Below are 20,729 nucleotides of genomic sequence, written 5' to 3'. Positions count from 1 at the left end.
GAAACCCCAGTTCACAATCAGGCACGCCATAGGGGCTTAGCATGCTAGGCCCCTATTCCTCTGTCCCGCGCCGCAGGTACTGGCTAAACTGGCTCACGCTGAGCGGGCGAGAAAACAGGTGCCCCTGGCCGTATTCGCAGCCCAGCTGATTGAGCGATCGCAGCTGGGGAAAATGCTCAATACCCTCGGCAATGACCTGAATGTTGAGGTGGGTAGCGAGGCGAATGATCGCTTCGACAATGCCGTACTGCTGCGAGCTTTGGTGAATATTGACGATGAAGCTGCGATCGATTTTGAGAATATCGACGGGCAGCTGTTGCAGGTAGCCCAGCGATGAGTAGCCGGTGCCAAAGTCATCGATGCTGAGGCGGATGCCGCGATCGCGCAGCGATTGAATCATCTGCACGGCCTGGTCAGGGTTTTCCATCACGACGGTTTCGGTAATTTCGAGCTTGAGGTTGGCGGGGGGCAAGCCGCTGTCAACCAAAATGTCATCAATGATTGAGACCAAATTGGGCTGTAAAAACTGCGTGGCCGATAGGTTAACGCTCACCACCGCATCCTCGACAATTAGGCTGCGGCGGCGCCAGCGCTGCATCTGGCTACAGGCCTCTTGCAGCACCCAGCTGCCGATGGGCACCATCAGCCCAGAATCTTCGGCAATGGTCAAAAACTCGCTGGGCAAAAGCAGCCCCCGGTCTGGGTGCAGCCAGCGCAGCAGCGCTTCACAGCCGATCAGCTGCTGGCTAGCCAGGTTGATGATCGGCTGGTAGTGGAGCTGAAACTCTTGCCGGTCTAAGGCCAGTCGCAGGGAGGTTTCAATCTGCAAAGATCGCCGCACGTCCAGGTGCATACCGCGTTCAAAGAGGGCGTAGCCAAGACCGTTGATTTTGGCCTGGTACATGGCAGTGTCGGCATCGCGCAGCAGCTCGTCGGGATGGCGATACTGGGAACCGCCCAGGACAATGCCAATGCTGGTGTTGGTAAACAGCTGGTGCTCTTGAATGGCCAGCGGTTGGGCAAACTGCTGGCGAATGCGCTGGGCGACGGCGATCGCGTCGTCTACCTGGTCGAGGGTGGTCAGCAGAATGGTAAATTCGTCGCCGCCAAAGCGGGCCACTACATCGGTAGGGCGCACGCAATCCTGCACGATGGCGGCCACCCGCTTCAGCAGCTCATCCCCGATCCAGTGGCCGAAGGAGTCGTTGATGAGCTTAAAGCGATCGCAGTCTAAGAACAGTACCGCAAACAGTTCTCCATCGGGTTGACCAAACTGGGCGCTGAGGTGGTTGAGAAACTGGCGGCGATTGGGCAGTCCGGTCAGGGCATCGTGCAGGGCTTCGTAGGCCAGCTGGTTTTGGGCCTGCTGCCGCTCGGCAATCTGCTCGTGCAGCGATCGGTTGAGGTGCTCTAGCTGCCGGGTGCGCGCCTGGACCTGTTCTTCTAGGCCGTCGTTCAGTCGCCGCAGTTCTGTTTCCATGTGCTGGCGGTAGGTGATGTCTTCGATCAGCACGATTGCCCCTCGGGGCCAGTCGGCGGGGATGTTGGCGTCGGCGGCCAGGGGCTCTAGGCGCAGTTCGTACCAGCGGTGCTGGGGTGGATCGCCCCGCTGCCTCACCTGGGAGGGCACCGGCTGCCCGCCAATCACCACCTGCCACAGCTGCGCCCAGGTTTCCCCGTCAAACCAGGCGGCCAGGGCGCTGGTATTGAGATTATCCCCCGCCGCCAAACCCAGCCATTCGGCGGCCAGGGGGTTGGCAAACCACACGCTGCCATCCGCTGCCGCCGCCACCAGGCCCAGGGGTAAGCTGCGGGCAATGGCGGCCTGAATCGCCTGCGATCGCCCCAGTAGCTGAGTCAGTTCGACCAGTTGAGCCACCCCCGAAGGGCCGCCTGCAAAGAGGTCAGCTGCCAACTCGGCCCCCAACTCGGCCGGAATATCCGGCCCCGCGTCGGGCTCGGCGGGCGGCCTCTCCCGCGCCACCGCCGACTGGGTGGCATTGGCCCTGGGCAGCACCAGGGCCGGGCCGTGGCGGTGGCGCAAACCCGCCGTAATCTGACGCAGCCAGCGATTTTGGCGCAGCATCTGCTGGCCCATGCCGATGCCCCCCGCCGCCGCCAGCAGCAGCTCTGGCCCCACCACCGGCAGCCAGAAGTTGGCGCCGAACAGCGCCAGGGCCAGACCCCACCAGCCCACCAGCAGCCCGCCCACCAGCGCGCCCTGCTGACCCAGCGACAGGCGCATTCGGCGAGAATCCACCGGAGGTGAGGCTTCGTTTTGGCCCTGGCCCTGGAGCACGACCACCAGGCCCAGGGCCAGAGCCAACGCCCCGGCCCAGCCTCCCGAGACCGGCCTGAGCCAGCTCTGGTGCAGCAGATTGTCAATGAGCGCCCCGTGCAAATACACGCCACTGGCAGGGGGATCGGCATTAAAGGGCGTCACCCAGTCATCGAGGCCCAGGGCCGTGGCCCCAATCAGCACCACCTTGCCCTCAAAGGCCTGGGACGGCACCCGCCCCGCCAGCACATCGGCAAAGGAGTAGGTGGGCAAATCGGCGGTTGAGCCAGGCCAGTTGACCCACAGGGGGCGATCGAGCGGCGGCAAGGGCATCGCCTGCTGGGTCAGGCTGAGGGCCTCTGCCGTCGCCACCGCCAGGGCCGGTTGGCCGCCCATCATCGGCTCAACGCTGTGGATATAGCCCCCCTGGTGATGCTGCAAAATGTGGCCGCTGGCCAGGGCCGCCGCCGCCAGGGGGGGCGTCGGCCGCAGGGGCTGCCCGTTGCGATCCCAGGCGGAGGCCAAAACAACGGCGGGATGAGCGGCGATCGCTTCAGCAAACAGGCCGTCGTCGGGGCTGGGGTCGCTAAAGAGCAGGTCAAACACCACCACCCGAGGCGGCGCATCCTGCAACCGTTGCAGCAGCTCAGCGTAGCGGCGGCGCGGCCAGGGAAACGCCCCCAGGGTATCCAGGCTAGGGTCGTCAACGGCAATTAGCACCAGCTGGTTGGCCCAGGGACGCGGCCCCCGCAGGCGAAAGCGCAGCTGATACTCTGCCTGTACCAGGGGCAGCAGCAGCCCCAGCTCGCTGGCGCTCATCACCAGCAAACCGGCAATGCCCAACAACAGTAGCGGTTCTAACCCTCGCCGAAACAGGCTAGAGAAGGTAAATCGCATGGACTTCCTGGCGGCCAAGGGGCGTTATAACCAAAACCTCGACGCGGAGCCGGGCCGTCGCCAGGCGCTTGAGGCGAAACTCCCCCTGGCGATCGACAATTTGAGGAACACTATCCACAAAGACCGTATTTACGGGGTCCACTCGACCAGTCAGAATGACGTAGCGAGTGTTGTTTTCCAACACCACCTGTCGCTCGTACTCCAGGCCGGGGTCATCTCGCAGAGGCACTGGCTGGGTGGGGGGTTCACCGGGGCGCATCAGGTTTTGAAACCCTGCCGGTACGCCCACGGTCTGGCCGGCGGCGGTGGTGTCTACCGCCCCGGTGAGGGTGGCAATGCCGGTCTTGCCATCTCCCTGCACGCTGACGCCAAATTCGGTTCCTCGCACCCCGCTGATGCCGCCAGGGGTTTGAATCTCAAACTCAGATCCCTCGTGGGTAAAGTGGCGCAGCCGCGTACGCACCTGCCCCTGGGACACATCGAGATGGGTGATACGGCCTCCATCGGAGGCCATTTCCAGGGCGCTAATGCGCAGCTCGGTGCGCTCCGAAACATCTAAGAAGCCCACGTCGGTATCGACCGCTAAGACCGCCGAAGATCGCGCCCCCGTACGCAATCCATCGCCCACCGCAGTGAGGCTGTTGCCGATCGCGGCGGGGGCTGCACCCCCGGGCCGCAGCACAGTTACCTCCCCCTGAATCTGGCGCACCGACAGCCCCCGCTCCACCCGTACGGGCAAAGACCAGGCGGCAAAAGATACTGATACAACCGCGATAATACTGACAAAACTCAGAACCCAGCGCCGGGACTTTCGGTGACGATTCTGTGGAGGATAGGCCATCGGCTGTGGTAAATGATTGATCATGTGTATTTTTTACCATGATCTGCATTTATACAGCTTATATAAGTTGGCCCACGCAGTAATTCTTGAGGCTTGACGGCCATCTCAGCCGCCCACATCACTAGAAAAACTTCAGGTAGCGCCGCATCTCCCAGTCAGAGACGTGGCTGTGGTACTCTTCCCACTCCTGGGTCTTGAAGTCAACGTAGGTTTTATACATCAGTGGCCCCATCACCGCCTCACTCAGGGGGTCGGCGGCAAAGGCCTCCACCGCCTCGCTGAGGGTGCGGGGCAGGGTATCAACACCCATGGCCGCCAGCTCGGCTAGGGAGTAGGTATACATATTTTCGGTGTGGGGCGGGCCGGGATCTAGCCCCTCGGCAATGCCCTCCAGCCCGGCGGCCAAAACCATCGCCGCCCCCAGGTAGAGGTTGGTGGAAATGTCGGCGGCGCGGCACTCGACTCGGCCCCCGCCCATGGGAATGCGCACCATGTTGGTGCGGTTATTGTTGCCGTAGCAGATGTAGACGGGTGCCCAGGTAAAGCCCGACATGCTGCCCTGGCGCACCAGTCGCTTGTAGCTGTTCACCGTAGGGCAGGTGACCGCCACGATCGCCTTGGCGTGCCGCAGCACCCCGGCAATAAACTGGTAGCCCAGTTTCGAGAGTCCGCAGGGGTCGCTGGGGTCTTCGAACAGGTTTTTGCCGGTCTCCAGATCCGCCAGCGACATGTTGTAGTGGGCGCCGCTGCCGGTCTGGTTAGCGTAGGGCTTGGGCATAAAGCTGGCGAAGTAGCCCTGCTCCCGCGCCAGTTCCTTCACCATCAGCCGAAAGAAGGTGAGGCGATCGGCCATGGTCAGGGCGTCGCAGTAGGCAAAGTCGGTCTCAAACTGGCCCTGGGCGTCTTCGTGGTCAAAGGAATACACATCCCAACCCAGGCCGTTCATGGCGCTGACAATGGCGTCGAGGATCTTGTAGTTATCCAGCAGGGTGGGCACCGCGTAGGCGGCCTTGGGCAGGGTGTCGCGATCGCTCACTGGCCCAAACCCATCCTCGGTGTCCTTCAGAATAAAGAACTCGGTTTCAATGCCCAGGTTGAACCGATAGCCCATGGCCGCCGCCTGCTCCAGGCCTCGTTTTAGAATGGTGCGGCAGCAGGCCTCAAAGGGCTGTCCCCCCAGGTGCAAATCGCTGGCGAACCAGACCACCTCTGGGTTCCAGGGCAGCACCGTGGCGCTGGCGGGGTCGGGCATGGTGCCCACTTCGTCGTCGTTGATCTCTTGAGGCACGCCGTCGAGGGCCGCGCCGGTAAATAGCTCAGAACCCTGCATCATGCGATCGAAGTGGCTCAGCGGCACCACCTTGCCCTTGGCCATGCCGTGAATATCCACAAAGCTGGCCAGGGCATACTTTACCCCCTGCTGCTCCAGGCTGTGCAAAAGCGCCTGAAGCTCTGGGGAAAGGGGTTCAACATTGGGATACGCCATAGCCTGCAAACCTCAAAACGACACGGTTCTCCCCGGCAGTCGGGAGCGAGTTAGGCTTCGACAAGCAGCCGTCAGAGATTACAGCAGCTTGCCTGCAAACCCCGGTTACCCCTGGCGCAGCAGCGCCGCCGTCTGGGCCGAGGCCACCACCTGGTCGTACCAGGCATTGGCCAGCTTTTCGGTAAACTGAGCCGACTGCACCCAGTGCGACACCAGCTGCTCTCGCAGTTCTTGAAACAGATGGGGGTAGTTGGCCTCAATCCACTCAGTTTTGAAGGCCATCCAGCTCATGACAATCTCGGGCGTAACTTCGGGATGGAACTGCAAACCGTAGGTGTTAGACCCCACGCGAAAGGCCTGGTTTTGGCAGACTGCATTGGTGAGCAGCAGCTCCGCTCCGGCGGGCAGATCAAAGGTGTCGAAGTGCCACTGCATCATCGGCATACCCGCCGGGTAGTCCTGTAGCCAGGGCTCTGCCGCCCCCGCCACCGGAAACAGCGGCGTGAAACCCAGTTCTGGCCGCTCATTTTGGTAGACCCGACTGCCAAAGGCGCGGGCAATCAGCTGTGCCCCCAGGCAGATGCCCAGCACGGGTTTGTCCTGACGGTGAAACTCGCAAATTAGCTCCATCACCCGCCCCAGGTGGGGGAACTTCTCGTCTTCGCAGGCGTTCATGGGGCCGCCCAGCACAATCAAACCGTCGTAGTGCCCCTGGGGCGGAGTCGAGCGCTGGGGCACCAGCCAGGTGTGTAGCCAGGCTCCCTTCACTTCCAGGTATCGGCCCAGGATGCCGACCGGATCTGCCTCAACATGTTGAACAACCAGAATATCCATGGGCCAAAGTATCCGTAAGTGTAAGTCCCAGGCTTTAGCTCCGCGCTTGGGGGCAGTCTCGTTCAGCCGTAACGATACAGCCTGGTGTGGACGCGTCCTAGAAGACCGAGGGGAGACCGAGGCAAACTTGTTATATCAAGTTATCCCAGAATTTTTCTAGATTGGCAAACAATTTGCTCAAACTGTGACGTTTGTCCTACCCATAGCTCAATCCTGCCTGGCTGGCCCGGGTTGAGGCGGACGCATCGCATTCACCACCGGAATTTGACCTTTTGAGACTCGGGGCGATGTGCTTTGGATATCGCCGCAACTACTCTGGCCGAGCAGATTGCCGCGCCGATTCAGGCCCGCCTACTCCCGTATCTGCCCACCTCCCCTCGTATCTACAGCTACAAAAGCCCCTTCGTCAGCCTGTTTTACTAGGCTAAAATTCTCGGAGTCGTTTTATGGTCGGCACGTTAGCCCAAACCCAGAGTCTGGCGGAAAAGGCCAAGGCCCTCGGCATCAAGTTTTTCTTAGTGTCTTATACCGATCTGCTGGGGGGCACCAGGGCCAAGCTGGTGCCTGCGGCTCAGATTGCCCCGGTGGAGAGAGACGGCGCGTTTTTCTGCTCCTTTGCGTCGAATCTGGGGCTGGGGCCAGAGGCGGCGGAAATTGCGGCGGTGCCCGACCCCGACTCGCTGATTCAGCTGCCCTGGGAGCCGACGGTGGGCTGGGTGACCAGCGATGTGTACTACGAAGGGAAGCCTTTCACCGCCGCGCCCCGGATGATGCTTAACCAGACGATCGATCAGGCGGCGGCGCTGGGCTACAGCCTCAAAACCGGGGTCGAGGCGGAGTTCTTTTTGCTGAGAAAGACCGAGACGGGCTACGCGATCGCCGACCCCAAGGACACTGCCGAGCGCCCCTGCTATGACCAGCTCAACCTGATGCGCCAGTTTGACCTGATCTCCACGGTGGTCACCTACATGGAAGACCTGGGCTGGGAGCCCTACCAGTGCGACCACGAAGACGCCAACGGCCAGTTTGAGCTGAACTGGACCTACAGCGATGCGAAGACAACGTGCGATCGCCACGTGTTCTTCAAATACATGGTCAAAACCCTGGCCGAGCAGCGCGGCTTTATCGCCACCTTTATGCCCAAACCCTTTAGCCACATCACCGGCAACGGCGGCCATGTGCACAACAGCCTGTGGCAGGGCGGCAGCAACGCCTTTGCCGAGGGAGCCGACGCGGGCGGCCTGTCGCCCCTCGGCTACAACTTCCTTGGCGGGGTAATGGCCCACGGCAAAGGTCTGGCCGCCCTCTGCGCGCCCACGGTCAACTCCTACCGCCGATTGGGGGCCAGCAGCACCGCCTCCGGCAGCACCTGGAGCCCGCGCTATATCTCCTACGGCGGCAACAATCGCTCCCACCTGATCCGCATTCCCGACACGGGCCGCTTCGAGTGCCGCATGATCGACGGAGCCGTCAACCTCTACCTGGCCACCGCTGGTATTCTCGCAGCGGGCCTCGACGGCATTAAACACCAGACCGACCCCGGCGATCGCATCGACGAAAACCTCTTCGCCCGCGGCGACGAATTCCCCAACCTGCAAACCCTGCCCAAAAACCTCTACGAAGCCGTGGAAGCCCTCAAGCAAGACTCGCTCCTGATGGAGATGATGGGCGAACTCGGCGCGAAAACCTTCCTAGAGATGAAAGCCAAGGAATGGGACGCCTTCAACGCCCAAATCACGGATTGGGAAATGAACCAGTACGTGAATATTTAAGGGGGTTGGTGAAGGCGAATGGCATTCGCCCCCACTAGGTAAATGGTGGGCAGTGCCCACCCTACGGCTGTCCCAGATTGATCGTTACGGCTGTCCCAGATTGATCGCAGAGAAGAACAGGCGCATTCGCAGAACAGAAGTTTAAACCGATGATCGGTAAGTCCTTTCCGTGAGGTGAAGGACGGCGGAACGTCCTTCTCGTAGGGGTCTGGGGGGACCGAAATCCCCCCAGCGGCAGGCCTGGCTTTGTTAATAGACTTTCTCAGCAGCGGTTGGTTATGGCGCAAGACAATGGTGCATCGCTGCGCGGATGCACCCTACGGTTCCTCGTTTTAAGGACGTAAATCTGCTATGGCTTCTACTATTCACACCTACAACTTCCCCACCCGCATTCGCTTTGGGCCAGGGGCACGCCACGAACTCACCGCCGAACTTACCACCCTGGGCATTCAGCGCGTTCTCATCGTCACCGATAAAGATGTTGCCCAACTGCCCTGGTTCCCAGCATTAGAAGAATCTCTCATTGCCTTTGACTCCGCCACCTTTAGCGGCGTTTGGGGCAACCCCGTTGTCTCCCAAGTCAATGCCGGAGTAGAGGCCTGGAAAGCCCACCAAGCCGACGGCATTGTGGCAGTGGGCGGCGGTGCGCCGATGGATGTAGCCAAGGCGATCGCTCTGATGGCCAACCACCCCGGCCACCTCTTCGACTACGAAGACGGCAACAGCACCCGCCCCATCGATCAGCCGATTCCGCCCATCGTGGCCCTGCCCACCACGGCAGGCACCGGCAGCGAAGTGGGCCGCAGTGCGGTGATCTCCGACGATGAGACCCACGCCAAGAAAATCATGTTCGACCCGCAGCTGCTGCCCCAGGTGGTGCTGGCCGACCCCGAGTTATTGCTGGGGCTACCGGCCAAAATTACCGCCGCTACGGGCATGGACGCGCTAACGCACCTGATCGAGGCGTTTTTGGCCAAGGGCTTTAACCCACTCTGCGATGGTATTGCCCTGGAGGGTATTCATCTGGTGGCCAAGAATCTGAAGGCTTGTGTGGACTTTGCTCAGCGCCTTGGCACAGGAGAAAGCTTTGATGAGGTGACGGCGGCGGCTCACTTGGCGGCGCGGGGAGGAATGCTGAATGCCTCGATGATGGGGGCGATCGCCTTCCAAAAAGGCCTGGGCGTCACCCACTCCTGTGCCCACGCGCTATCGACGGTGTACGACACCCACCACGGGTTGGCGAACGGCATTATGCTGCCGGCGGCGATGCGGTTTAACCTGTCGGCGGAGCCGGAGCGGTTTTTGCGGATGGCGCGGGTGGTGCAGCCGGGGGCGACGGATGGGCAGGAGTTTGTGGATTGGATTGTGGCGTTGTCGGAGGCGATTGGCATTCCGGCTTCGCTGGGCGATTTGGGGGTGAAATCCGATGGTCTTGATCCGCTGGTGGCGGTGGCGATTAGGGATGGGTGTCATCCGCTGAATCCTCGTCCGGTGGCTGAGGAGGATTTTTATGCCATTTACCAAGATGCATTTTAGAGATCCCGTAGGGTGCATCCGCGCAGCGATGCACCATTGTCTTGCGCCATAACCAACCGCTGTTGAGAAAGTCTTTGAACAAAGCCAAATCTGCTGCTGGGGGCATTTCGCAGCCCCCAGCCCCCTTCGTCCAGGACGTTCCGTCGTCCTGGACCTCACGGAAAGGAGTGATCGATCATCGGTTTAAACCTCTGTTTTGCGAAGTTATCTGTCCTGCTCTGCAATTGACCTGAGGCGCCCTAGGGTGGGCTCTGCCCACCAGCTGCTCCAGACGAAAACAGATCCATTAATTGGCCTTACCTACCACTTTTAGAACTTCCTATCACCATGGCTGACGTTCTTTCCATCATTAACCCGGCTACCGAAGCGCTGATTCAAGAGATACCGGCCGATGATGGGGCGGCGGTAGCGGAAAAGTATGCCAGGGCACGGCGGGCGCAGCCAGGGTGGGCGGCGTTGCCTTTGGGCGATCGCGTCAAGTCTATTCTGCGGTTTCGGGAATTGCTGGTGGAGCAGGTCGATACGCTGGCGGCGCTGCTGACGTCGGAGACGGGCAAGCCCATCACCCAGGCTCGCAACGAGATTTTGGCGGTGCCAGTGCGGATTGATTTTTTCGTCGAGAATGCGGCTAAAGTTCTCGCCCCGGAGCGCGTTTACTCGGAGCCAGCGGCGGCGCTGCCGGGCATGGGGATGCTGGAGGAGGTGATTGGCTACGATCCGCTGGGGGTGGTGGCGAATATTTCGGCCTGGAACTATCCCTATTTTGTCGGGGGGAATGTGTTTATTCCGGCGCTGCTGATGGGCAATGCAGTGCTGTACAAGCCATCGGAGCTGGCGGCGTTGACTGGGGATGCGATCGCCTCTCTCCTCCACGAGTCCGGCATTCCCCAAGACATCTTCATTCCGGTGGTCGGCGCTGGCCTGACCGGAGCAGCTCTGCTAGAGCAGCCCATCGACGGCATCTTTTTCACGGGTTCCTACGCTACGGGTCAAAAGATTGCGGTGGCGGCAGCGCCAAAACTCATTCGCACCCAGCTGGAGCTGGGCGGCAAAGATCCGGCCTATGTGGGCGCTGCCGCAAATGTGGCGGTGGCGGCGGCGGGTTTGGCGGATGGAGCCTTCTACAACAACGGTCAGAGCTGCTGTGCGGTGGAGCGCATCTATGTCCATACCGATGTCTATGAGGAGTTCCTAGACGTCTTTATGGAAACCGTGGAAGGCTTCAATCTAGGCGATCCGACCGATCCAGCCACTTACCTCGGCCCGGTGAGTCGCAAACCTCAGCTAGATATTTTGGCTGACCAAGTGGCGGATGCGATCGCCAAGGGAGCCACCCTGCACTGTGGCGGGCAGCGGGTGGATCGCCGCGGCTGGTACTTTGCCCCCACGGTGCTCACCGAGGTCAACCACACGATGACGGTGATGCAGGAGGAGAGCTTTGGCCCGGTGATCGGCATTCAGCGAGTGGCCAGCGACGGCGAAGCGATCGCGCTGATGCAAGATACGCCCTACGGGCTAACGGCGGCGGTATATGGGACCGATCGGGAGCGGGCTGTAGGAATCCTCAGCCAGCTCAAGACTGGGAGTGCGTACTGGAACTGCTGCGATCGCGTCAGCCCCCGCCTGCCCTGGAGCGGTCGCGGCCACTCAGGCCTGGGCACAACCCTATCGCTGGCAGGACTCTATACGTTTTTGCAGCCAAGGGCCTGGCATTTGCGAGCAGGATGATTTCAGATTTTGGATTTTCGAGGCGGGTTGCAAAGGGCTAAGTCTGATTAAGGTCTGACGATCAATCCAAAATCGCAAATCCAAAATCCCAAATTGCCAGGGTTCGGCCCTCGCCCCTACCATCGGGCGGCAATCCACCAAGGGGTAAACCAGGGGTTCCGTGGCACCATAAAGCCATCGCATTCAACGGCCCCCCATGAACTCCTCCGTTCAAGCCTTCTACGACTGGTATAAGCGCACCCTTGAGCACCCCAAGTACCGCTGGCTGCTGGCTGGTGCCACCCTGCTGTACCTGCTCAGCCCCATCGACATTTCCCCCGACTTCATCCCCATCCTCGGCTGGATCGATGACGCGGCGGTAGCCTCGATCTTTATTGCCGCCATGTCGCAGATCGTGCTGTCGGGGCTGACCAACAAAAAGCAGTCTGGGCTGCGGTCCGATGCTCCTGATGCCACCAAAACCACTGTAGATGTAGATTTTAACTAGATGAGATTTTTTAGGGGTGGGTTACAGCTCTTAAAGTTATCGCCCATCGCCAAGACTGGGATGGCCTAGCCCACCCTACGGTTGATCCCCTTTCTGTTTGGGCGATCGCCCCGCCAAAATTCAAAAATCCAAAATCGCCAATCCAAAATTGCTATGCCTGTTAAAAAAGATCCTCAGCCGCCGCGATCGCGCCAGATCGCCAACATCGTCCTCTGGGCCGCAACCGGCCTCTTGCTACTCAACATTGTGTTCTCCGGCGTCTTTGGCAACCAGACCTCCCGCGAACCCTACAGCATGTTCATCCACCGCATCCAAGAGCAAGAGGTAATGCGGGCCTCGGTAGGGCAAAACGAAATTCGCTACCAGATCAAAGATCCCACCACGGGCGAACCGGGCGATGTCTACAGCACGACGCCGATCTTTGACCTACAGCTGCCCCAGCTGCTCGAAGACAACGGGGTTGAGTTTGCCGCCGTGCCGCCGCCCAAGGGCCAGTGGTTTGGCAGCCTGCTGAGCTGGGTGATTCCGCCGCTGATCTTTATCGGGGTCTGGCGATTCTTTATAGCTCGCGGTAGCGGTGGCCCCCAGGGCGCACTCTCCATCGGCAAAAGCAAGGCCAAGGTCTATGTGGAGGGGGACACGGGCAAAGTCACCTTTGACGATGTGGCCGGGGTCGAAGAGGCCAAAACCGAACTGGTAGAGGTGGTCGATTTCCTCAAAACCCCCAAGCGCTTCACCGATCTGGGGGCCAAAATTCCCAAGGGCGTGCTGCTGGTTGGCCCACCGGGAACAGGCAAGACCCTTATGGCCAAGGCCGTCGCGGGCGAGGCGGGGGTGCCCTTCTTCAGCATCTCGGGTTCAGAATTCGTGGAAATGTTTGTTGGGGTCGGCTCTTCCCGCGTGCGCGACCTGTTTGATCAGGCCAAGAAACAGTCGCCCTGCATCATTTTCATTGACGAACTGGATGCGATCGGCAAGTCGCGCTCTAGCAACGGTTTCTACGGTGGCAACGACGAGCGCGAGCAAACCCTCAACCAGCTGCTGACCGAAATGGATGGTTTCGACGCCAGCGATACCACGGTAATCGTGCTGGCCGCCACCAACCGCCCCGAAACCCTCGACCCCGCCCTGCTGCGCCCCGGTCGCTTCGATCGCCAGGTGCTGGTCGATCGCCCCGATGTCAAAGGCCGTGAAGCCATTCTCAAAATCCACGCCAAGGATGTGAAGCTGGCCGACACCGTCGATCTGCGCCAGACCGCTACCCGCACCCCAGGCTTTGCCGGAGCCGATCTGGCCAACCTGGTCAACGAGGCCGCCCTGCTGGCCGCCCGCCGCAATAGCACCGTGGTTGAGCAAGAAGACTTTGGCGAGGCAATCGAGCGCGTGGTCGCCGGCCTGGAGAAAAAGAGTCGCGTGCTCAACGACAAGGAAAAGAAAATCGTTGCCTACCACGAAGTCGGCCACGCTCTGGTCGGGGCCATGATGCCCGGCACCGACGAGGTCGAAAAAATCTCCATCGTGCCGCGCGGCATGGCCGCCCTGGGCTACACCCTGCAACTGCCCACTGAAGATCGGTTCCTCAGGGATGAGACCGAGCTAAAGGGCCAAATTGCTACCCTGCTGGGGGGGCGATCGGCGGAAGAAATCATCTTCGGCAGCATCACTACCGGGGCGTCTAACGACTTGCAGCGGGCCACCGACCTGGCAGAGCAGATGGTCACCACCTACGGCATGAGCCAGGTTTTAGGACCATTGGCCTACGATCGCGCCCAGCGCAACGCCTTCCTTGAGAACGGCATGCCCAACGCCCGCCGCCCAATCAGCGAAGAGACCGCCAAGGCGATCGACGAAGAGGTCAAAGCCCTGGTCGAAGAGGGCCACCAGCGCGCCCTGGGCATTCTTAAGCAGAACCGCGAGCTGCTCGAAACCCTGGCCCAGCAGCTGCTAGAGACTGAGGTGATCGAAGGCGCACCCCTGCGCGAACAGCTCAAGCAGGTGCAGGAACCCCAATCGGTGGCCTAAGGGGGTAACTGAGTGGTCGACAGTTGACGAAGATTGCCTCAGCAGATTGTGAAGCTGGGACAATCTTCAATCATTTGCAGCTAAAAAAATGGTTTTCGCAAGGGTTTACTGAGAAAGGTGAACCGGCGTAACCCTCTGAAGGCACGCCAACCAGTCTTGCCAGGCGGCAGGGTCAGCGGTTTGATTGTCGGCAGCAAATATTAAGTCAGATAACAGACCCGCAATATCATCGGACTCGGTACGTTCATAAACCTGCTCTAGAAAGAGCACCATGGCGTCAAACGCTTGCCGCTCGGTTAAGTTTCCCATGGGGTTACATTGTGAGTAGTTTTACTATGATAAGCCCGCAAACCCGGTATCAAGTCTCCAAGGTCTTGCCGTTAGGTTAATGCCAGCATTGCGAATTTTGCCGTTTCTGACTTGAACCCAGACCTGACTTCCCGTATCCAAGGTTTGGCTGTACCACTGAGTCTTGTACTTGTCTTGCCCTTGGTAAAAAAGCGGGTTAAGAGCTGTTTCAATTATGAGCTGACGCGTAGCAGGAGTATCTTCAGAAAAGTGACCTGGAGCCTGGCGAAAAATGTGTCTGGCATTTTGGGTGATGCCTTCCTCAAGTTTGGCACGCTGTTCGTCAGAGAGCATGGAGAATCGCCAGAGTAAGTCGTGAAGTAAGCCTTTAAAGCTATGGTTCCCGCCTTAGGTAGAGGCGCAGCTGCGAGATATGCTACGAACTGGCCCACGCCAGATCTTCGCCACTACCAAGCCTCTGCTACAGTATTAGTCGCCTCAATCCTTAACCTCCTTGAAGACCTGTGGTTGCCGTTAACGACATCTACCTGCTGCGCAATATCTGGTACCACGCCATGCCGAGCCACGAGCTGAAGGCGGGCAAAATGGTAGCCAAAACCCTGCTCAACGAGCCGATCTTGTTTGGCCGCACCCGCCAGGGCAAAGCCTTTGCCATTCGCGACATTTGCCCTCACCGGGCGGTGCCCCTCAGCTGCGGTCGCTTCGACGGCACCGAGGTGGAGTGCTGCTACCACGGCTGGCGATTCAACGAAAACGGCCATTGCACCGAGATTCCTTCGCTGATGCCCGACCAGCAGATGGATCTGAGCCGCTTCGACGTCAACAGCTACGAGGTTAAAGAGGTGCAGGGCAATGTGTGGGTTTATATGAGCGACCCTGCCAACCCCAAGCCCCCCCGCTTCGATATTCCTCGCGTTCCCGGCTTTGGCAATGACGTGCGCCCCAGCGTCACCTACACCATGCGCTTTCCCTGCTACATCGACCACGCCGTAGTGGGGCTGATGGACCCGGCGCACTCGCCCTTTGTCCACCGCTCCTGGTGGTGGCGCGGGGGCAAGCTCAACGACGAAATCAAATGGTTTGACCCTTCCACCTACGGGTTTACCATGCGCAAGCACCACATGGGCGAGAGCATGGGCTACGGCTACTGGCTGATCGGCGGCGTGCCCGACAACGAAATTATCTTTTACCTACCCGGCGTGCGCACCGAAGAAACCACGACCGCCAGGCACCGGGTGGTGAACTTAACTACGGTGACACCGCTCACCGACGACCAGACCGACGTCACCTTCGAGCTCTACTGGGATCTGCCCTGGGGCGCTCTGCTCAAACCCATTCTGCCCCTGATGATTCGCTCCTTTTTGGGCCAGGACCGCGATGTGGTGATCAAGCAGCAGGAAGGTCTCAAGCACGAGACCGTGCTGCGGCTGATCAAAGACTCCGACACCCTGGCCCGGTGGTACTACCAGCTCAAAAAAGAGTACCAGCGCTCCCAGGCTGAAGACCGCGAGTTTGTCACCCCCGTTAAGACCCAGCTGCTCAAGTGGCGAGCCTAGCAAGGCCCTAAAGTAAACCCTGCCGGACTCTGGTGCCGCTCACTCCATGGCCGTTCTGCTGATTAAGGGTGCTAAGGCAGCTTAGCGACTACATCCTCACGCCAGGCATGGGGAAATCCCGGCGCTAAAACCGTTGCCTGGTAGGGAATTACCCCGGTATGGTCACTGCCAAGGCACTGGGCGGCAGCGTAGGAGAGGTCAAGGGAGCGATCGCCGATATACGGACCGCGATCGTTAATGCGCACCACTACGGTGGCGCCGTTGAGCTGGTTACGCACCTTGAGGTAGGTGCCAAAGGGCAGCGTCTTGTGGGCTGCCGTGAGGTCGTTCTGGTTAAACGTTTCGCCCGTAGCCGTCTGCCGCCCGTGAAAGTATGGCCCATACCAAGACGCAACACCGCTAAAGGTCTGGCGGGTTTCGCCCAGCCCGTGGGCCACCATCTGCACCTGGCTAGGGTCAAGCGGCGCCACCCCAAAGGCCAAGCGCAGGTTGTTGACCCATTGAGTCGCCTTCAGGGCAGGCTGCTCATTCTTGGAGGCATCGGCGCCCTGGGCCAGATCGGGCAACACAAACACGGTTTTGCCGCTCACCTGAGCGGCCGCCTGGTGCTGGCTCAGGCTGGGGGTGAGTCGCTCCGGGTGAGCCTCTAAAACAGGTACGGCCTGGCGAATTTGATCGGCAATCCGATCTGCCGCCTGACGAGATGACACCTGACCAATCGGCACACCTTTGACCCGAATGGTAAACCCCGTCGCTGAGTCATCGGGCTGAACAGCCGTGGAGCCGCTGCAAAACCTAGCGGGTGGGGTGAGTTGCGCAGCGCCGCCGCTGGCATGATCGCCGTGGGCAATCACGGCAACGGCAGCGGTCGCACTCCAGCGATGCCAATCCACCAGGGCAGTCGGGGGCCAAGCCAGCTGAGGTTGCAGCCCGAGGGGCTGGCTCACCGCCCCCTGTAGAGATAGAGAGGAATGGGGTAACACGCCAAGATCTACCGTCGACTTATGCTTTAGATGATCCGCTGCGTAGACGTTAGCCATTCGCAGGGCCATGAAGTCGGGCTGATTGAGGTAATACGGTAGAAAGGCAACCCAGAAAAGACCAAATAACGTCATTTATGCGTGTGCTGAGATCAACGCCCACAGCTCGCACGCAGCCTAGCCAGCGGCAGGCCTAGCGACAAGCTCAAACCATGGGCAAAAGAAAGCAGCAACCCCGACAGCGGTGCTTGCTGGACTGTCAGGGCAAAAAAAGCTGACTTTCAAGACTATTCGCTAATTCACGAATAGCTTTTCAGCCTAACACCTATTTTTTGTATATGCAACGACATTTCTGGGGAGGCTTTTAGGGTAGGCCCGCCTCCAGGCAAAGCTCACAGCCATCTAGAAAAGTTGCTTAGTCAAGGCCTCTGCCTACCAACAACCGCCCCAGAGGCGTCCTAAGGCGGCCTGACAAAGTAGCAGCCCCACCGAGTGACACCAATAAGGGTCGGATGGGGCTGGAGACGCAGTTAGGAGGTATCTTGCGTCTAGCATATCCGGGGAATAGAGCGCTAGAGCTCTCCCTTAACAAGTTTTTAATGCCTTTCGGCTTGTCATCTGCCCCAAGGGCAACCAAGACACCCCTGGGGGATGAAAAAGCCTGCCTGGCGATCGCCCGGAGATTAAGGAAAGCTTACGGCCCTTTATCCGACCATAAAGCTTCAGTGAAAGCCTGGCCGCCAAGGTATCGAATAAAACCTTTAACGTGAAGAATCACACTATACCCCCAAGCGTTACCGAGGCCGCATAAGCGCACCTTAGTCCAACAGGGGGCAGGAGTTCTGTCACTACTGTAGGTTGGGTTCCAGCGATGAAAGCTACGCTCATACGAGTATTTATCTGGCCCAGTGGCACAGTCATGATAGTGGCAATCAGTGTGTTAACTTTGCTACTACTGCACTGGCCCCATTTAGGGAACGACTGCCAGGCCAACGGTTCCCGCGATGAGTTTCCGGGGCAGCGGAGAGGGGGCGGCACCCACTGGGTGAACGAGCCACACAATGACACTATGGCTTAAAGCCTGTGGCTTTGGCAGGCCTAGCGGTCTGTGGAGGAAGCTAGAGACAATCTGATCGCTGGCGATTTCCGGATAGCGTTGATTATGCCCTGTATAGCTGTGTATTCAGGGATTTAAGTCAATGCCTGCCATTGTCACCTCTACCGTCGCCGGTTTCATCCATGGTGCATTTCCGGATTTGGCCCTTTGGGCAGAAGTTTAATCAGTGGGTTTCCTTTTTTTCAAAACCGATTAACTTTGGCAGTCGAGCGGTGCTGGTTTCTAGCCTGCTGGCTCTGGCAATGGTGTCTGCGGGTAAGCGGCTACAGCTGTTTGAAACCCTCGAAATGTCGAGCTTTGACCTGCTCACCCGGCTCCAGACCCAGGGATCTCCAGACTCGAGGCTGCTGCTGGTAGAAGTTACCGAGGCCGATCTGGAGGCCTACGGCTGGCCCCTCTCTGACCAGGTTGTGGCCAATATCATCGCAGAGGTACAGCGCTACAAACCTGCGGTGGTGGGCTTAGACCTCTATCGCAACACCCCCCAGGATATGCCTGGGCAGGCGGCTTTAGCCCAGGCCTTCACGGCTCCCAACGTGATTGGCATTTTCAACGTGGGTGAGCAGGGCGATGGCATTGAGGTCCCGGCCCCCGCCACCTGGCCTCCGGACCAGACAGGGTTCAACGATTTGGCGATTGACCCGGATGGCGTCCTGCGCCGCAGCCTGCTTTACGTCTCAGACCCAGAAAATCCGTTTTATTCGTTTCCCCTCCGGGTGGTGCTGGCTTACCACTCTGACCTAGCGTTTCAGGTCGATCGCCAGGACGATTTGCTGCGCATCGGCAAGGCTGAATTTCCGGCTCTGATGGCGGCCGATGGCGGTTACGTCAACATCGACAACCGGGGCTATCAAGTGCTGATGAAGTATCGCACCCCCTACCAGCCAGCTCCGAGTTTGACCATTACCCAGGTGCTGGCTGGGGCCGTTCCCCCGGACTGGGTGCGGGGCAAAATTGTGCTAATTGGCTCTACGGCCTCTAGCCTCAAGGACGAGTTTTTTACCCCATTTAGCCAGGATCAGTCGTCGCAGTTTGTTATGTCTGGGGTTGAAGTGCATGCCCAGAGCATTAGCCAGATGCTCGACGCGATCGCAGGGCAGCCCGCCCTCTACCGATTTTTGCCCCAGTGGGGCGAGTTTCTCTGGCTGCTGGGCTGGACGCTGCTGGCCGGGGTCGTGGGTTGGACCGTGCGCCGTCCAACGATACTGCTAATGCTGAGCGGAGCCACCGTGGTGGGCATTTGGGGCCTCAGCAGCTTAGCCCTGGCCCAATTGGTCTGGGTGCCCACCGTAGAGCCGGTAGCCGCCTTTCTGCTGGCGATGGGGCTGGTATTGACCCAAAAGGCGCTGTACCGCAGCAGCTACGACCAGCTCACCCTGCTGCCGGGGCGCGACATATTTTTGCTGCAAGTGCAGCGGGCATTGCAGCACTATCCCGGCACCGCGATCACGGTGGTGTTTTTAGATATCGATCGCTTCAAGCTAATTAATCAGTCCTTTGGGCATTTGATGGGCGATCGCGTGCTGCAGACCATCGGCCAGCGGCTGCGGCAGTTTCTGCCCCCTTCGGCTCAGCTAGCGCGGGTGGGCGGCGACGAGTTTGCCTTTTTGCTGCCGGTGCACGACCAGCCCAGCGTCGACCAGTGGCTCAGCCGACTGCAAACCGAGCTATCGATTCCCTTTTCCATTGCCCGGCGGCGGCTCTCGGTGACCAGCTCCATGGGGGTGGCAATGGCCCATAGAGATCACCCACCCACCGCCCAGGACCTGCTGCGCGATGCCCACACTGCCATGTACCGGGCTAAGGCGCTACACGAGTACCGCCACGAGGTATTTGCCAGCACCATGCACGAAGAGGCGGTGCGCCGTCTGGAGCTGGAGAGCCACCTGCTCAACGCCTTCGAGAACAATGAGTTTTTGCTCCACTTTCAGCCCATCGTCTGCCTTCAGAGCGGACGCATCGCCGGGTTTGAGGCCCTGGTGCGCTGGTACCGACCGGAGGAGGGCTTTGTGTCCCCAGGGCAGTTTATCCAGGTCACCGAAGAAACTGGGCTAATTGTGCACCTGGGCCAGTGGATTTTTCGGGCCGCCTGCACCCAGCTCAAAGCCTGGCAGCAGCAGTTTCCTGACCAGCCGCTGACCATGAGCATTAACCTGTCGCGGCGACAGTTTCACCAGGCCGATTTAGTCGACCAGTTTGGCGACACCCTGCGGGAGCTGGCCTTGGTCGGCAGTCGGGTACAGCTCGAAATTACCGAAAGCATGATCATGCGCGATGTGGATGGCGCCGTAGACCTGATGCATCGGCTCAAGCAGCTGGGGCTAAAGCTGGCCATTGACGACTTTGGCACCGGCTACTCCTCGCTGAGCTACCTGCACCGCTTTCCCACCGATACCCTCAAAATTGATCAATCCTTTGTGGGCCGGATGGATGAGAGCGACGACGATCGCGAAATCGTGCAGACCATCGTTACCCTGGGCCACAACCTCGGCATGGATCTAGTCGCCGAGGGCATTGAAACCCAAAACCAGCTCAATCGGCTGCGGGCGATGGGCTGCAGGCGGGGGCAGGGATACCTATTTTCTCAGCCGCTGGGGCGAGAGGCGGCCACAGCGCTGTTGGCCAATCCCTCGCCCTGGCCTGGAAGGAGCATGCCGGGCGAGGCTCAAAAAGCTTGAAAATCGGCGATGTTTGGTCATCGTTACATAACACTATGTTTTGTGCAGAAGTAATAGGATAGGAGAATAGCCTTTTGTGCTTCAGGGCACAGTTAGAAGAGACTTAGTTTTAGAGGTTGGCGACCAAAGCTACGCTCGTGCCAAGAGCTAACACATTCCACTAGCCGACAAGTCTGGGTTGTCGAGATTTAGACCCAGCTGGTTTATC

15 protein-coding genes are annotated in these 20,729 nt (G+C 59.6%); 8 read left to right on the top strand and 7 right to left on the bottom strand.

The window, feature by feature from the left end; genetic code table 11:
• Window positions 1–52 precede the first annotated feature (52 nt).
• The 4 genes from LEPTO7104_RS37105 to LEPTO7104_RS34315 form a co-directional block, all read right to left on the bottom strand.
• Window positions 53–3,175, bottom strand: coding sequence for an EAL domain-containing protein (locus LEPTO7104_RS37105; protein ID WP_017299850.1), 3,123 nt, complete (start codon window positions 3,173–3,175; stop codon window positions 53–55).
• Window positions 3,156–3,914, bottom strand: coding sequence for a FecR family protein (locus LEPTO7104_RS0117345; RefSeq protein WP_225887006.1), 759 nt, complete (start codon window positions 3,912–3,914; stop codon window positions 3,156–3,158). The genes LEPTO7104_RS37105 and LEPTO7104_RS0117345 overlap by 20 nt, the downstream gene beginning before the upstream one ends.
• Window positions 3,915–4,137: 223 nt before the next feature.
• Window positions 4,138–5,502 carry a type III glutamate--ammonia ligase gene (gene glnT / locus LEPTO7104_RS0117340; RefSeq protein WP_017299848.1) on the bottom strand — a complete coding sequence of 455 codons (1,365 nt, stop codon included), beginning with the start codon at window positions 5,500–5,502 and terminating at the stop codon, window positions 4,138–4,140.
• A 105-nt stretch (window positions 5,503–5,607) separates the two neighbouring features.
• Window positions 5,608–6,336 (bottom strand): type 1 glutamine amidotransferase, encoded by a 729-nt coding sequence (locus LEPTO7104_RS34315; protein WP_017299847.1) that lies wholly within the window; start codon window positions 6,334–6,336, stop codon window positions 5,608–5,610.
• Window positions 6,337–6,630: 294 nt separating this feature from the next.
• On the opposite strand from LEPTO7104_RS34315, the gene LEPTO7104_RS42395 reads away from it, so the two are divergent.
• From LEPTO7104_RS42395 to ftsH, 6 genes are all read left to right on the top strand, one after another.
• Window positions 6,631–6,759 (top strand): hypothetical protein, encoded by a 129-nt coding sequence (locus LEPTO7104_RS42395; protein ID WP_017299846.1) that lies wholly within the window; start codon window positions 6,631–6,633, stop codon window positions 6,757–6,759.
• A gap of 23 nt (window positions 6,760–6,782) precedes the next feature.
• Window positions 6,783–8,108 carry a type III glutamate--ammonia ligase gene (glnT, locus tag LEPTO7104_RS0117325; RefSeq protein WP_017299845.1) on the top strand — a complete coding sequence of 442 codons (1,326 nt, stop codon included), beginning with the start codon at window positions 6,783–6,785 and terminating at the stop codon, window positions 8,106–8,108.
• 351 nt (window positions 8,109–8,459) lie between these two features.
• Window positions 8,460–9,644 carry an iron-containing alcohol dehydrogenase gene (locus LEPTO7104_RS0117320; RefSeq protein WP_017299844.1) on the top strand — a complete coding sequence of 395 codons (1,185 nt, stop codon included), beginning with the start codon at window positions 8,460–8,462 and terminating at the stop codon, window positions 9,642–9,644.
• A 327-nt stretch (window positions 9,645–9,971) separates the two neighbouring features.
• Window positions 9,972–11,372, top strand: a complete 1,401-nt coding sequence (locus tag LEPTO7104_RS0117315) for an aldehyde dehydrogenase family protein (RefSeq protein ID WP_017299843.1) — start codon at window positions 9,972–9,974, stop codon at window positions 11,370–11,372.
• A gap of 196 nt (window positions 11,373–11,568) precedes the next feature.
• A complete protein-coding gene (locus LEPTO7104_RS0117310) occupies window positions 11,569–11,859 on the top strand; it encodes a YkvA family protein (protein ID WP_017299842.1) in 291 nt (96 codons plus the stop codon).
• 153 nt (window positions 11,860–12,012) lie between these two features.
• A complete protein-coding gene (gene ftsH, locus LEPTO7104_RS0117305) occupies window positions 12,013–13,881 on the top strand; it encodes an ATP-dependent zinc metalloprotease FtsH (protein ID WP_026072804.1) in 1,869 nt (622 codons plus the stop codon).
• A gap of 105 nt (window positions 13,882–13,986) precedes the next feature.
• Here the strand turns inward: ftsH and LEPTO7104_RS0117300 are convergent, their stop codons facing one another.
• Together LEPTO7104_RS0117300 and LEPTO7104_RS0117295 are read right to left on the bottom strand one after the other, a co-directional pair.
• The gene (locus LEPTO7104_RS0117300) at window positions 13,987–14,190 is read right to left on the bottom strand and encodes a hypothetical protein (protein WP_017299840.1); all 204 of its coding nucleotides are present in this window, start codon (window positions 14,188–14,190) and stop codon (window positions 13,987–13,989) included.
• A gap of 24 nt (window positions 14,191–14,214) precedes the next feature.
• On the bottom strand, window positions 14,215–14,523 hold the full coding sequence (locus LEPTO7104_RS0117295; protein ID WP_017299839.1) for a hypothetical protein: 309 nt from the start codon (window positions 14,521–14,523) through the stop codon (window positions 14,215–14,217).
• A 170-nt stretch (window positions 14,524–14,693) separates the two neighbouring features.
• On the opposite strand from LEPTO7104_RS0117295, the gene LEPTO7104_RS0117290 reads away from it, so the two are divergent.
• Window positions 14,694–15,746, top strand: a complete 1,053-nt coding sequence (locus tag LEPTO7104_RS0117290; protein WP_017299838.1) for a Rieske 2Fe-2S domain-containing protein — start codon at window positions 14,694–14,696, stop codon at window positions 15,744–15,746.
• A 71-nt stretch (window positions 15,747–15,817) separates the two neighbouring features.
• Here LEPTO7104_RS0117290 and LEPTO7104_RS37100 read toward each other — a convergent pair whose 3' ends face one another.
• Window positions 15,818–16,861 carry a septal ring lytic transglycosylase RlpA family protein gene (locus LEPTO7104_RS37100; protein WP_017299837.1) on the bottom strand — a complete coding sequence of 348 codons (1,044 nt, stop codon included), beginning with the start codon at window positions 16,859–16,861 and terminating at the stop codon, window positions 15,818–15,820.
• 1,104 nt (window positions 16,862–17,965) lie between these two features.
• On the opposite strand from LEPTO7104_RS37100, the gene LEPTO7104_RS34305 reads away from it, so the two are divergent.
• Window positions 17,966–20,521 (top strand): putative bifunctional diguanylate cyclase/phosphodiesterase, encoded by a 2,556-nt coding sequence (locus LEPTO7104_RS34305; protein WP_017299836.1) that lies wholly within the window; start codon window positions 17,966–17,968, stop codon window positions 20,519–20,521.
• Window positions 20,522–20,729 lie beyond the last annotated feature (208 nt).

It is taken from the genome of Nodosilinea nodulosa PCC 7104 (assembly GCF_000309385.1).
Lineage (GTDB): Bacteria > Cyanobacteriota > Cyanobacteriia > Phormidesmidales > Phormidesmidaceae > Nodosilinea > Nodosilinea nodulosa.
This window is presented reverse-complemented; position numbering and strand designations above follow the sequence as displayed.

What these genes read in the sequence shown, in the direction of transcription:
- LEPTO7104_RS37105 (WP_017299850.1), bottom strand. Translation starts at nt 3,175, where the DNA reads ATGCGATTTACCTTCTCTAGCCTGTTTCGGCGAGGGTTAGAACCGCTA.
- glnT (WP_017299848.1), bottom strand. Translation starts at nt 5,502, where the DNA reads ATGGCGTATCCCAATGTTGAACCCCTTTCCCCAGAGCTTCAGGCGCTT.
- LEPTO7104_RS34315 (WP_017299847.1), bottom strand. Translation starts at nt 6,336, where the DNA reads ATGGATATTCTGGTTGTTCAACATGTTGAGGCAGATCCGGTCGGCATC.
- glnT (WP_017299845.1), top strand. Translation starts at nt 6,783, where the DNA reads ATGGTCGGCACGTTAGCCCAAACCCAGAGTCTGGCGGAAAAGGCCAAG.
- LEPTO7104_RS0117320 (WP_017299844.1), top strand. Translation starts at nt 8,460, where the DNA reads ATGGCTTCTACTATTCACACCTACAACTTCCCCACCCGCATTCGCTTT.
- LEPTO7104_RS0117315 (WP_017299843.1), top strand. Translation starts at nt 9,972, where the DNA reads ATGGCTGACGTTCTTTCCATCATTAACCCGGCTACCGAAGCGCTGATT.
- LEPTO7104_RS0117310 (WP_017299842.1), top strand. Translation starts at nt 11,569, where the DNA reads ATGAACTCCTCCGTTCAAGCCTTCTACGACTGGTATAAGCGCACCCTT.
- ftsH (WP_026072804.1), top strand. Translation starts at nt 12,013, where the DNA reads ATGCCTGTTAAAAAAGATCCTCAGCCGCCGCGATCGCGCCAGATCGCC.
- LEPTO7104_RS0117300 (WP_017299840.1), bottom strand. Translation starts at nt 14,190, where the DNA reads ATGGGAAACTTAACCGAGCGGCAAGCGTTTGACGCCATGGTGCTCTTT.
- LEPTO7104_RS0117295 (WP_017299839.1), bottom strand. Translation starts at nt 14,523, where the DNA reads ATGCTCTCTGACGAACAGCGTGCCAAACTTGAGGAAGGCATCACCCAA.
- LEPTO7104_RS37100 (WP_017299837.1), bottom strand. Translation starts at nt 16,861, where the DNA reads ATGACGTTATTTGGTCTTTTCTGGGTTGCCTTTCTACCGTATTACCTC.
- LEPTO7104_RS34305 (WP_017299836.1), top strand. Translation starts at nt 17,966, where the DNA reads ATGGTGCATTTCCGGATTTGGCCCTTTGGGCAGAAGTTTAATCAGTGG.